The 13,587-nt window shown below is 62.2% G+C and carries 9 protein-coding genes; all 9 read left to right on the top strand.

Annotation, left to right across the window (positions count from 1 at the left end; genetic code table 11):
* Nucleotides 1-256: 256 nt before the first annotated feature.
* The gene (locus J3353_RS07025; protein WP_097772507.1) at nt 257-1,939 is read left to right on the top strand and encodes a phospho-sugar mutase; all 1,683 of its coding nucleotides are present in this window, start codon (nt 257-259) and stop codon (nt 1,937-1,939) included.
* 172 nt (nt 1,940-2,111) lie between these two features.
* Nucleotides 2,112-3,278, top strand: coding sequence for a 2-C-methyl-D-erythritol 2,4-cyclodiphosphate synthase (gene ispF / locus J3353_RS07020; protein WP_207684506.1), 1,167 nt, complete (start codon nt 2,112-2,114; stop codon nt 3,276-3,278).
* Nucleotides 3,279-3,294: 16 nt separating this feature from the next.
* Entirely contained in the window at nt 3,295-4,197 is a 903-nt protein-coding gene (gene cdaA, locus J3353_RS07015; RefSeq protein WP_005933418.1) for a diadenylate cyclase CdaA, read from the top strand.
* Entirely contained in the window at nt 4,194-5,492 is a 1,299-nt protein-coding gene (locus tag J3353_RS07010) for a CdaR family protein (RefSeq protein ID WP_207684505.1), read from the top strand. Before cdaA ends, J3353_RS07010 begins: the two co-directional genes overlap by 4 nt.
* Nucleotides 5,493-5,667: 175 nt before the next feature.
* Entirely contained in the window at nt 5,668-7,263 is a 1,596-nt protein-coding gene (locus J3353_RS07005; protein ID WP_207684504.1) for an NAD(P)/FAD-dependent oxidoreductase, read from the top strand.
* 8 nt (nt 7,264-7,271) lie between these two features.
* A complete protein-coding gene (locus tag J3353_RS07000) occupies nt 7,272-8,627 on the top strand; it encodes a 5-bromo-4-chloroindolyl phosphate hydrolysis family protein (RefSeq protein ID WP_207684503.1) in 1,356 nt (451 codons plus the stop codon).
* Nucleotides 8,624-10,765, top strand: a complete 2,142-nt coding sequence (recJ, locus tag J3353_RS06995) for a single-stranded-DNA-specific exonuclease RecJ (protein WP_207684502.1) — start codon at nt 8,624-8,626, stop codon at nt 10,763-10,765. Before J3353_RS07000 ends, recJ begins: the two co-directional genes overlap by 4 nt.
* A gap of 4 nt (nt 10,766-10,769) precedes the next feature.
* The gene (locus J3353_RS06990; RefSeq protein WP_207684501.1) at nt 10,770-13,073 is read left to right on the top strand and encodes a bifunctional (p)ppGpp synthetase/guanosine-3',5'-bis(diphosphate) 3'-pyrophosphohydrolase; all 2,304 of its coding nucleotides are present in this window, start codon (nt 10,770-10,772) and stop codon (nt 13,071-13,073) included.
* A gap of 3 nt (nt 13,074-13,076) precedes the next feature.
* A complete protein-coding gene (dtd, locus tag J3353_RS06985) occupies nt 13,077-13,538 on the top strand; it encodes a D-aminoacyl-tRNA deacylase (RefSeq protein ID WP_097771014.1) in 462 nt (153 codons plus the stop codon).
* Nucleotides 13,539-13,587 lie beyond the last annotated feature (49 nt).

Genomic DNA, 13,587 nt, shown 5'->3' with positions numbered 1-13,587 from the left:
AAAATATTCTATTGTCCCAATTATAGTGTCGGGCAGGGGGCTTGTCAATGCGCGGGCACTGCCGCAGGCTCTGCGGACAGCACGAAAGCCCCGAATGATGGAAAAGGCTGAAATCTTTGTAGTATTTGTATGATTTGCGGAGCAAAAATTCTTACATAATATGGAATTGACACAGTACCAAGAAAGGGTTTATAGTATAAATAGGTTTGGAAAACTATCCCTGTGCGAAATACGAATTAAAGGTAAGGTGTGCAATATGTATCTGGATGAGTATAAGCGCTGGCTGGCAGCGGATCTGGAGGACGCGGATCTGAAACCGGAGCTGAGCAAGATCGAGGGCAATGACGAGGAGATCAAGGACCGCTTTGCCGTGGCCCTGAAGTTTGGCACCGCCGGTCTGCGCGGTGTGCTGGGTGCCGGTACCAACCGCATGAATATCTATGTTGTCCGTCAGGCCACCCAGGGCCTGGCAAACTGGGTCAAGACCCAGGGCGGCAGCCAGACTGTCGCCATCAGCTACGACAGCCGCCTGAAGAGCGATGTCTTTGCCAAGACCGCCGCCGGTGTTCTGGCCGCCAACGGCATCAAGGTGCGCATCTATGATGCCCTGATGCCTGTGCCTGCCCTGAGCTTTGCCACCCGTTACTACGAGTGCAACGCAGGTATCATGGTCACCGCTTCCCACAACCCCGCCAAGTACAACGGCTACAAGGCCTACGGCCCGGATGGCTGCCAGATGACCGATGATGCCGCCGCCATCGTCTATGATGAGATCCAGAAGACCGATGTTCTGACCGGCGCAAAGTACATCTCCTTTGCCGCTGGCGTGGAGCAGGGCCTGATCCGCTTTGTGGGCGATGACTGCAAGAAGGCCCTGTACGATGCCATCGAGGCACGTCAGGTGCGCCCCGGCCTGTGCCGGACTGCCGGCCTGAAGCTGGTGTACAGCCCCCTGAACGGTTCCGGTCTGGTGCCTGTGACCCATGTGCTGAACGATATGGGCATCACCGATATCACCATCGTGCCCGAGCAGGAGTACCCCAACGGCTACTTTACCACCTGCTCCTACCCCAACCCTGAGATTTTTGAGGCCCTGAAGCTGGGTCTGGAGCTGGCCACCAAGACCGGTGCTGACCTGATGCTGGCCACCGACCCCGATGCAGACCGCGTGGGCATTGCCATGAAGTGCCCGGACGGCAGCTATGAGCTGGTCTCCGGCAACGAAATGGGCGTTCTGCTGCTGGATTACATCTGCGCCGGACGCATTGAAAAGGGCACCATGCCCGCAAACCCCGTGGCGGTCAAGTCCATCGTTTCCACCCCGCTGGCCGATGCTGTGGCAAAGCACTACGGCGTGGAGATGCGCAACGTTCTGACCGGCTTCAAGTGGATCGGCGATCAGATCGCCAATCTGGAAGCTGCCGGTGAAGTGGACCGCTTCATCTTCGGCTTTGAGGAGAGCTACGGCTACCTGGCAGGCCCCTATGTCCGCGATAAGGATGCCGTGATCGGCTCCATGCTGATCTGCGAGATGGCCGCTTACTACCGCAGCATCGGCTCCTCCATCAAGCAGCGTCTGGAAGAGATCTACGCACAGTACGGCCGCTACCTGAACAAGGTGGACAGCTTTGAGTTCCCCGGCCTGACCGGCATGGAGAAGATGGCTTCCATCATGCAGAAGCTGCGTGACGAGCCCCTGACTGAGATCGGCGGCCACAAGGTCGTCAAGGTCATGGACTACAAGAAGCCCGAGGAGACCGGCCTGCCCGCCGCCAATGTCCTGATCTACACGCTGGAAAATGGTGCGACCGTTGTGGTGCGTCCCTCCGGCACCGAGCCCAAGATCAAGACCTACTTCACCACCCTGGGCAAGACCCTGGAGGAAGCCCAGGCACAGAAGGATGCTCTGGCTGCCGCCATCGAGCCCATCCTGAAGTGATCTCCTGAAAAAAGAAGCGTTTTTGCCCCTCTGCCCTGCTGCAGAGGGGCATTTTTGCTGTATAAAATCGGTTGCAGTTTGCCGGGCGATACGGTATAATAAAACATGGTTTATTCTATCTGTGCCCCGGGTGGTATTTCCCGGGAGAATAAGAGCAGGGCAGGTGCAGAAATTGGAAAAGAAAGTATCAGCCGTTCTGGTGGCGGCAGGGTCCTCCACCCGCATGGGGTTTGACAAGCTCAGCTTTGATCTGGGCGGGGAGACCGTGGTGCAGCGGAGCATCCGGGCCTTTGCGGAGTGTCCGCTGGTCAGCGAGATCGTTCTGGTGGCCGGGAAGAACCGGGCATTTCTGGAACAGCAGGCTGCGGCCTGCACAAAGCCGGTGCAGGTGGTGCAGGGCGGCGCGACCCGTGCCGAGAGCGCGAAGAACGGCGTGCTGGCCGCCCACGGAGAGCTGGTGGCTGTCCACGATGCCGCCCGTCCCTTTGTCAGTCAGGCTGTCATCACGGCGGCGCTGGAAGCAGCCGCTGCCTGCGGTGCTGCCGCCCCCGCCGTGCCGGTAAAGGATACCGTCAAGCGGGCTGTGCGGGGCGATGGCAAAACTGTGCCGGAGCATTGCATGGTCACTGATACCCCTGACCGCAGCACCCTGTATGCGGTGCAGACCCCCCAGTGCTTCGACCGCGCGGCGTATCTGGCCGCGCTGGACGAGCTGGATGCGGAAAAAGCCCGCCTGGTCACCGATGACTGCAGCCTGTTTGAACTGACCGGCCGCCCGGTGCAGCTGACCCAGGGGGATTACGCCAATCTGAAGATTACAACGCGGGAGGATCTGCCCCGCGCCGAACAGAAAGAAGGAAATGATATGCGCATTGGTCATGGTTATGATGTTCACCGTCTGGTCGAGGACCGCAAGCTGATCCTGGGCGGCGTGCAGGTGCCTTTTGAAAAGGGCCTGCTGGGCCACTCGGATGCCGATGTGCTGGCCCACGCCGTGATGGACGCTGTGCTGGGTGCCGCCGCGCTGGGCGACATCGGCAAGCACTTCCCGGATACCGACCCCGCCTACGCCGGTGCCGACAGCCTGCAGCTGGCGCAGCATGTGGCACGCATCATGCGGGAGAAGGGCTGGAAGATCGTGAACATCGATTCCACCCTGCTCTGCCAGAAGCCCAAGCTGGCCCCCTACATCCCCGCCATGCGGGAAAATCTGGCCGCCGCCTTCGGGATGCCGGTGGATGCTGTGAGCGTCAAGGCCACCACCGAGGAGCATCTGGGCTTTACCGGCGAGGGCCTGGGCATTGCCGCCCATGCTGTCGCCCTGATCGAGAAGCTGTAACGGGAGAGACACTCTGATGACTCTGAATTCGATCATCGCCAATTTCCAGACCTTCAAGCTGGCCGATCTGCTGGATATCGTCATCATTGCTTTCCTGATCTACCAGCTGCTGGGGATCATCAACCGCACCCGCGCCGGGCAGCTGGCCAAGGGCGCGCTGCTGGTGCTGGCGGTCTATCTGGTGGCCAACGTGCTGAACATGCGCACCGTCACCTGGCTGCTGAACTCGCTGCTGCAGGTTGGCCTGCTGACGCTGGTGGTCCTGTTCCAGCCGGAGATCCGCCGCGCATTGGAGCGGATGGGCCAGACCGACCAGTGGGCGGGTAAGCTCTTCAACATCAAGGGACGCTATAACGACCCCAGCTTCAAGGGGGCCTGGCGCAGCGCCATCATTGCCATCTGCGATGCCGCCGAGCGCTTTTCCGAGACCAAGACCGGTGCCCTGATCGTGCTGGAGCGCAACACCAACCTCTCTGAGATCGTGCGCACCGGCACACCCGTGAACAGTGCCGTCAATCTGGAGGTGCTGGGCACCATCTTCTACGAGGGGACCCCCCTGCACGACGGTGCCGCCATCATTGAGAATGGCCGCATCAAGGCGGCGGGCTGTGTGCTGCCCCTGTCCAACAACTTGGATCTGGGCAAGGATATGGGCACCCGCCACCGCGCCTGCCTGGGCATTGCGGAGAATTCGGATGCCATTGCCGTTGTGGTCAGTGAGGAGACCGGCATCATCTCCATGGCAAAGAACGGTGTGTTGATCCGCCACTTTGACCGCCAGACCCTGTACACCCGGCTGGTGGATGAGATGATCCCCAAGGAGACCGCCAGCGAAAAGGCAGCTGCCGACGGCTGGCGCGGCAAGGTCAAGAGCCTGCTGAACTGGATGAACCAGAAAGAGGAGGATGAGCAGCAGTGAGCAGCAATCGTACCAACGGCACAAAGCCTGCCATCCAGCACACCAAGAGCATTTTGAATGACCGCCGCGTCCGGCTGCTGCTGGCCATCGTGGGTGCCATTGTGGCATGGATGGTGGTCACCATCGTCGTCCAGCCCGGCACCACCCGCACCATCAACAACGTGCCGGTGGATTTTACCTATGATTCCGCCGCGTACACCTCCCGGGGCCTGAGCATCGTCAGCGCGCCGGAAAAGTACGTCAGCCTGAAGCTCTCGGGCGATGGCTACACCATCGGCAGCCTGACTTCCTCTGATTTCGTGGTCTACCCGGACTGGTCCGGCGTGCGGGACAGCGGCGAAAAGACCCTGCACCTGCAGGTGCGGGGCGTGAACACCCTGCTCAATGGCGTGTCCGTTTCCATTGAGGGCGGCGACAACAGCGTGGACGTGGTGTTTGACGTGGTGGAGGAGAAAACGGTGCCCATCACCGTGACCACCAACTACCTGACCATTGCGGACGGCTATATCCTCTATGGCACCGAGCTCTCCAAGGAGACAGTGACCCTCTCCGGCCCCAGCACTGAGATCGATAAGGTGGAGACCTGCACCGCCGAGGTGACCCACAAGGGGGAGCTCACCGATTCTGTCACGCTGGACACCGCCCTGCGCTTTTATACCAAGAGCGGCAGTGAGGTCAAGTTTGAATACACGAATCTGGAGGAGTCCAGCGTGGAGGTCACGCTGGAGGTCTACAAGATGGCCACCCTGCCCGTGTCGGTCAGCTTTATCAACGCGCCCCGGAATTTTGATCCCTCGGTGCTGGTTTACTCCCTGAGCAAGCAGACCCTGAATGTCGCCGGGCCTGAGAGCCAGATCGAAAAGCTCTCCACCCTGTCTGTGGGTACCATCGATCTTTCCACCTTTGCGCCGAACAAGGTGTATGAGCTGCCCATCGAGCTGCCGGGCAATATCCGCCTGCTGGACAACATTTCCAGCATCACGGTCAGCTTCGACAGCTCCAAGCTCGAGACCAAGACCATGAACCTGCCCGCCAGCTGCGTGCAGGTGGTCAATCTGCCCTCCACCTATACTCTGACCGTGCAGACCGAGCGGCTGATGAACGTGACCCTTTGCGGCCCGGCGGGTCTGCTGGATACGCTGGTGCCCGAGCAGGTGGTCATTGAGATCGATGCGGATGATTTCTATGTGGCCGCAGGGCAGCAGAACATTGCCTGCCGCCTGTATGTGCCCTCCAATGGTAAGATCTTTGCGCTGGGGAGCTATGTCATCCAGTGCAAGATAGAAAGTAACTGAGCTGGCTCACCCTCTCAGTCTCGCTTCGCTCGCCAGCTCTCCCGAAGGGAGAGCCCTTGGCATAAAGATGAAGTTTGCAAATACTGCCAAGGCCTCCCACTTTGGGGGAGGTGGCATTGCGTTAGCAATGACGGAGAGGGCGAGGAGGCTGAAAATAGAAAGCGAAACCTGATAGATGATACTAGTAAGAGATATCCGCCTGCCGCTCTCTGCCGGGGAGCCGCAGGCATTCGAGAAAGCGCTGCATCTGGCGCGCATCCCCCGCAGCAAGGCGGCCCATCTGGGCGTAGCCAGGCTGTCGGTGGATGCCCGCCACGGGCAGCCAAAGCTGGTGTATACCATAGCGGTAACGCTCAAGGACGAGGGTGAGGAATCTGCGTATGCAGGGGCCTCGCCCTGCGTTGCTATCCGCGGCAAAACGGATCTCAGCGTTCAGAACGGCACCCAGCGCCTGCCCCACCGGCCTGTGGTCTGCGGGCTGGGCCCGGCGGGCCTGTTTGCGGCGCTGCTGCTGGCCCGGCAGGGCTACAAGCCTATCGTGCTGGAGCGCGGCCCGGCGCTGGACGAGCGTGTGAAGGCGGTGGAGCACTTCTCTGCCACCGGCGAGCTGGACCCCAATGCCAACATCCAGTTTGGCGAGGGCGGCGCAGGCACCTTTTCGGACGGCAAGCTGACCACCCGCATCGGGGATGAGCTCTGCGGCTTTGTCACCGAGGTGTTTCTGCAGCACGGTGCCCCGGCGGAGATCGCCTGGAAGCAGAAGCCCCATGTGGGCACCGACCTGCTCCGAGGTGTTATCACCTCCATCCGCAGGGAGATCGAAGCTCTGGGCGGCGAGGTGCACTTCAACACGGCCCTCACCGGTTTTGAGCAGAAGAACGGACGGCTGACCGGCATCTTTACCACCGGCGGGACCTTCCCCTGTGAAGCGCTGGTGTTTGCCGTGGGCCACTCGGCCCGGGATACCTTCGGGATGCTGATGGACAGCGGTCTTGTGCTGGAGTGTAAGCCCTTCAGCGTGGGTTTCCGGGCAGAGCACCTGCAGAGCGAGATCGAGAAGAGCCTGTACCACGAGGCTGCCGGGCATCCGGCCCTGCCGCGCGGGGAGTATCAGCTCTCCCAGCATGTGGGAGACCGGTGCGTGTACACCTTCTGCATGTGTCCCGGCGGTCAGGTGGTGGCTTCGGCCAGCGAGACCGGCCACGTGGTCACCAACGGCATGAGCTACCACGCCCGGGACGGCAAAAACGCCAACGCGGCGGTGGTGGTCAGCGTGGGAGCTGAGGATTTTGCGGGCGACCCGCGCAGGGCCATTGCTTTCCAGCGGGAGCTGGAGGCAAAAGCCTACGCTGCAGGCCGCCGGGGCGGGGCGTATGCGGCCCCGGCTGAGAACGTGCAGAGCTTCCTTGAGGGAAAAGGCCAGCTGAACATCGGCCGGGTGGAGCCTACCTATGACCGGGGCGTTGTGGATGCGGATCTGGGAGCTTTGCTGCCCGGGGAGCTGGCCGATACCCTGCGGGCGGGCCTGCGCGCCTACGAGCGTAAAATTGCGGGCTACACCGCACCGGAAGCCATCCTCACCGGCCTTGAGACCCGCACCAGCAGCCCCGTGCGGCTGAAACGGGAGGAGACCTTGGAATCGGCCCAGCTGGCGGGGTTGTACCCCTGCGGCGAGGGGGCCGGATATGCGGGCGGCATTATGAGCGCCGCCGTGGACGGCCTGCGGGTCGCCCGTGCGATCATCGGCCGGTATGCACCGGCAGAAGGGTGAGAATATTGATGAATCATCGTGAAAACGATTCAACACAAGAAAACGAGGGAAAACAGGTGCAGCAGGAGCTGGAAGAGCAGCTGCGCGCCTTTGGCGACACCATGTCCGATGCCTTTGCCCACGGCTTTGAGGGCCGGGGCATGGACATCGGCGACCGGGCCTTTGATGTGGGCAAGGCCGCTGTTCATGCGGCCAATTACGGCATCTCGGAGGCGGGCAAGGCCATGCGGCAGGCCCGGGACAGCTACTACCAGAGCCGGCGGCAGGCCCATGCCAACGGCGGCACGGCAGAGCAGTACGCCGGGATGCCCCAGTGGGCCAGAAATTTCTTTGCATCGCGCCCGGAGCTGACCCCGGTGGAAAAGCTGCGGAAATGCGCCAAGGAGCGTTACAGCTCGGGCGTGGCTCTGCTGGCCGTGGGCATCATCTTTGCGGTGCTTTTCGGGCTGGGGACGCTGGGCTGCCTCATCGGGCTGGGCTTTATTTCGCCGGCTGCTTTGGGCGACGTTGTGGTGTCGACTGCTGAGGGCGGCGGCATCCTGATGACGGGCACGGACTACGCTATGAACACCGCCTACAATGTGCTTGGCATCGTCAGCAGCGTGCTGGGCCTTGCCACGGCGGGCTTTGGCTGGATGACGGCCTGCGGCGTTTCCCAGAGGGAAGCGGGCAGGCAGATGGGCCAGCTGGCCGACCTTGCCGACAGCATGGACGGCGGCAAGGGCCTGCCGGTGGAGATGCTGGCCGACTTGACCCACCAGAAAAAGAAAAAAACGCTCAAGCGGCTGAAAAAAAGCATCCGCAAGGGCTGGCTGAATGCATGGCTGGATGCGAAAACGGAGACTGTGTACCTGACGGCGGAGGATTACCGCGCCGCACAGGAGGCCCTCGCCGCAGAGCACGCCCGCCCGGCTCCGCAGCCGGAGCAGGAGGCCGCGCCGGAAACGCCCCTGAACCTCGAAACGGCCCGCCGCTTTGCCAAGGTGCTGGAGCAGGAGCAGCAGCTCATGCAGGACGCACAGGGCAGGGAAGAGCTGGAAACGATGCAAAAGACCACCACCGCCATCTGTGAGTGGCTGGAAGCGCACCCGGAAAGCCTGCCCAAGGCCCGCCGCTTTGCGGAATACTATATCCCCACCACCCTCAAGCTGCTGCACACCTACAACGATGTGCAGGGCCAGCAGGGCGAAAATGCAGAGACCATCCGCCGGGATATCGCGGGCATCCTGCACACCCTGAATCAGGCTTACAGCAACCTGTATGATAACCTGCTTTCTGACGTTGCCATGGATGTCTCCAGCGAGATTGCCGCGCTGCAGGGAATGCTGGCCAATGACGGCCTGACCGGGGAGGGACTGTTATGACGACCTACCGGGCCTGGAACCTGAAGCCGCTGGACCGCTCTGCCCTGAAAGAGCTGACCGCGGCCATTGCCCAGCAGAGCACCGAGGAGCTGGAAAACCGCGCCATGGAAACGATGGATGCGGAGCCGTGGAGCGAGGAAAAATATCAGATGACGCTGGCCGCCCAGCAGAAGGAGGCGGGCCTGCTGGCAGGCATTCTGGCCGCGCGCGGCATCACCGACCCTGCCGAGGCCCTGACCCTGCTGTCGGGCGAGGAGGAACTGACCGACCCCATGCTCCTGACCGACATGGACAAGGCCTGTGCCCGCATCCTCGATGCCATTGACCGGGAGGAGACCATTGTTGTCTTTGGTGACTACGATGTGGACGGCGTGACCGCCACCGCCCTGCTCTACCAGCACCTCAAGGGGATGGGAGCAAACGTCAAGTGTATGCTGCCCAGCCGTGAAGGCGATGGCTACGGCCTTTCCAAAAATGCCATCCAGTCCATCCACGATAAGGGCTACCAGCTCATCGTGACGGTGGACAACGGCATCTCCGCGCTGGAGGAGGCCGAGTTTGCGGCTTCACTGGGGGTGGACCTGATCGTCACCGATCATCATCTGCCCCATGATACCCTGCCCAAAGCCGTTGCCGTGGTGGACCCCCGCCGCGCCGATGATACCAGCCCCTTCAAGGGCCTGTGCGGCGCAGGTGTGGCCTTCAAGCTCTGTGCCGCGCTGGACGGCTGCCCGCCCGAGGAGATGCTGGACTACTGCGGCGACCTTGCCGCCGTGGGCACCGTGGCAGACGTGATGCCCCTGACCGGCGAGAACCGCACTCTGGTCAAGGCGGGCCTGCACCTGCTGCAGCACTCTGACCGGCCCGGCCTTCTGGCCCTGCTGGATGAGGTGGGGCTGGGCGGCAAGCCCGTGACCGCCGAGAATGTCAGTTATGCCATTGCCCCCCGCATCAACGCGGCGGGCCGGATGGACAGCGCTGTGACCGCCCTGCAGCTGGTGCTGTGTGAGGATGAGGAACGCGCTGCCGAGCTGGCACATAAACTGAACGAGATCAACGCCGCCCGGCAGGAGACCGAGGGCGAGATCGCCAAGGCCGCGCAGGCCCAGCTGGAGGCCGAACCCGCCATTCTGGAGGACCGGGTCATCCTGATCTGGGGCCGGGACTGGCACCCCGGTGTCATTGGCATCGTGGCATCCCGGCTGGTGGAAAAGACCGGCCGCCCCGTCATCGTGGTGTCCATTGATGAGCACGGTGAGGGCAAGGGCAGCGGCCGCAGTGTGCAGGGCTTCAACCTGCACGCCTGCATTGCCTCCTGCGAGGATCTTCTCCTCCGCTTCGGCGGCCACGCCATGGCGGCGGGCCTTTCGGTACGGGAGGAGAACCTGCCGGAGCTGCGCCGCCGCCTGAACGAGTGGGCCGCCCGGGAGTGCCCGGTGCTGGTGACTCCGCCGCTGGAATGCGACCTGTCCATCCATCTTGACCGCATCACCGTGGAATCTGTCCGGCGGCTGGACCAGCTGGCTCCCTACGGTGCCGAAAACCCCGCCCCGGTGTTCCTGCTGGAAAAGGCCGTGGTGGAGGGAGTCTACCCTGTCTCGGAGGGGCGGCACTGCCGCCTGCGCCTGCGGCAGGGCAATGCCTGCATCTATGCGGTCTGGTTCGGGATGCACCCGGAGCAGCTGCCCTATGCCACCGGCGATGTGGTGGACGCGGCCCTGAGCCTCTCGGTATACGAGGCTGCCCGGGGCGCGCAGCTTTCGGGACGCATTCTGGAGCTGCACCCGGCGGGCTTTGGCAACGCCGCCGCCCAGCAGACCGCGCTGGTGCAGGCCTTGCGCCGCGGCAGCCCGCTGACTGCCCAGCAGCGCGCCCTGATCGCACCGGAGCGCAGTGATATCATTACCGTTTACCGGGAACTGCAGGCCCGGCGCTGGCACGCCGAGGATATGCAGCCCCTGTTTGCAAAGCTGGGGGAGGAGCACACCGGCAAAACGCTGGTGGCCCTGACGGCCCTGGAACAGGTGGGCCTGATCGCCGCCGTGGAGCGCGGCGGGGCAAAGTTCTGGGAGCTGGTTCCCACGGCAGGCAAGAAAAACCTGGCCGATGCCCCCATCCTGAAATGTCTGGAGGAGTAAAAATATGCCAGAGGGAAAGAAACCGGCGGAGGATATTTACTCCGCAAAAACGCATCTGCATCAGCCGGTGCCGGAGGTGTCTACCGTGAACGCCACGGCCCTGCCGGCCGACGCACCCGAGGGTGCTCTGCCCAGCGAGGTGCGGCCTGAGATCGTTACCTGGGAGAAGCTCTGCGAGGCCATCAAGGCCAGCGGCAAGGCCTACAACATGGAGATGATCACCAAGGCCTATGACCTTGCCAACAAGGCGCACAACGGGGTCTGCCGCCGCAGCGGCGAGCCCTACATCTGCCACCCGCTGGCCGTGGCCCGCCTGGTGCTGGATCTGGGCATGGATTCGGAGAGCATTGCCGCCGCCCTGCTCCATGACGTGGTGGAGGATACCCCCACCACGCTGGAGGACCTGACCGCCGCCTTTGGAGAGGAAGTGGCCCTGCTGGTGGACGGCGTGACCAAGCTGACCAAGATCCAGTTCTCCAACATCGAGGAGCTGCAGGCCGAGAACCTGCGCAAGATGCTGCTGGCCATGAGCCGGGATGTCCGCGTGATGATCATCAAGCTCTGCGACCGGCTCCACAATATGCGCACCGGCGATGCCTGGCCTGAGCAGAAGCGCCGCGACAAGGCCCGTGAGACGATGGAGGTCTATGCTCCCATCGCCAACCGTCTGGGCATCCTGAACGTCAAGGAGGAGCTGGAGGACCGCAGCCTGCACTACCTTGACCCCGTGGGCTACGAGGAGATCAGCAAGATGCTGAGCGAGCGTGCAGGGGAGGAGTTCCTTGCCAGAGTGTCCGGTGTCATCGAGCTGCGGCTGAAGGAGAGCGGCATCGAGGGTGCTACCATCAAGCGCCGCGTCAAGAGTATCTACGGCATCTACCGCAAGACCATCATGCAGAACAAGTCTTTCGATGAGATCTACGATATTTATGCCGTCCGTGTCATTCTGGATACGCTGGCCGAGTGCTACAGCACCCTGGGCCTCATCCACGATATGTACCACCCGCTGCCCAACCGCTTCAAGGATTATATCTCCACCCCCAAGCCCAACGGCTACCAGAGCCTGCACACCACCGTCATCGGCCACGAGGGCATCCCCTTTGAGGTGCAGATCCGCACCCGCAAGATGGATGAACAGGCAGAGTACGGCGTTGCCGCCCACTGGAAGTATAAGGAAGGGCTGGATGGCCACGATAAGCTGGACGAGCGCCTGGCCTGGGTCAGCCAGCTGCTGGAAAACCAGCGCGTCAGCGAGGATTCCGGCAACCTGCTCCATGACCTGAAGAGCGACCTGCTGCCCGAGGAGGTTTTTGCCTTTACCCCCAAGGGCGATGTCATCAACCTGCCCACGGGTGCCACCTGCATCGACTTTGCCTATGCCATCCACTCCGCCGTCGGCAACCGGATGGTGGGCTGCAAGGTCAACAACCGGATGGTGCCCATTGACCACATTGTTTCCACCGGCGAGATCATTGAAGTCATCCTCGGCCCGGCGGACAAGGGCCCCAGCCGCGACTGGCTGAAGATCGTGCGTACCAGCGAGGCCAAGAGCAAGATCCGCAACTGGTTCAAGAAGATGCGCCGGGAGGAGAACATCCAGGAGGGCCGCGACACGCTGGCCCGGGAGCTGCGCCGGGAGATGATCTTCATCCCCGACGACGAGCTGGATGAATTCATCGGCAGCTGCTGCCGCCGCCTGCGCCAGAACAACGCCGAGGAGCTGTATGCCGCCATCGGCTACGGCGGCATCACCATTGCCAACTGCCTGCCAAAGCTGAAGGAAGAGTGGCAGAAGCGGAAGAGCGAGGAGGGCAAGAACGAGCAGCTGGCCAAGGTGGATCTGAGCAAGGTCCACGCCACCGACGGTGTGGTGGTGGAGGGCTTCGATAACACCCCCATCAAGTTCGCCAAGTGCTGCAGTCCGCTGCCCGGCGACCCCATCGTGGGCTTTATCACCCGCGGTTTTGGCGTGTCCATCCACAAGCAGAGCTGTGTCAATGCCATCTCCAGCATGAAGGACCCCACCAACGCCCCCCGCTGGGTCAAGGCTTACTGGGCCGACAGCGTCAAGGACAGCTACAAGGCCGGCCTTGAGATCGTGGCGCTGGACCGCAACGAGCTGCTGCGGGATGTGCTGAGCGCTCTGGCCGATATCCGGGTGCCCATCTACACCATGAACGCCCGTCAGGTGGAAAACAACTGCGCCGTGGTCAGCCTGACCATCGGCATCAACAATACCGAGCACCTGAACCGCGTGGTGGCGCGTCTGTCCAAGGTCAAGGATGTGCTCAAAGTGACAAGGAGTTAAACCATGCGTGCAGTCATTCAGGCAGTGTCCTCCGCTTCTGTCCGGGTCAACGGCGGGGAGCCCCGCTCCATCGGCCCCGGCCTGGTCATCCTGCTGGGTGTCCGGGATACCGATACGCTGGACATTGTGCCCAAGCTGGCGGATAAGTGCGCGGGCCTGCGCATCTTCAAGGACGAAAACGACAAGCTGAACCTCAGCGCAAAGGACCTGGGCTATTCGGCACTGGTGGTCAGCCAGTTCACGCTTTACGGCGACACGAAAAAGGGCTACCGCCCCAGCTTTATCAAAGCGGCCCGTGCCCCGCTTGCGGTGGATGCCTACGAGCTGTTCCTTGCCGAGATGAACCGGCAGGGCCTCAGGGACGTGCAGCACGGCGAGTTCGGCGCGGATATGCAGGTGTCTCTGGTGAACGAGGGGCCCTGTACCATTGTCATCGACACGGACGAGTGGGCGCACCACTCGTAACGGCCCGCCCCTGGCAAAGCCGGAACATCTGAATAGTTAGAAGGATATA

Origin of the sequence: Faecalibacterium sp. Marseille-Q4137 (assembly GCF_017377535.1) — a bacterium.
GTDB classification, from domain to species: Bacteria; Bacillota; Clostridia; order Oscillospirales; family Ruminococcaceae; genus Faecalibacterium; species Faecalibacterium duncaniae.
Note: the sequence above shows the minus strand (reverse complement) of the source record. Positions and strands in the feature narration are given on the sequence as shown.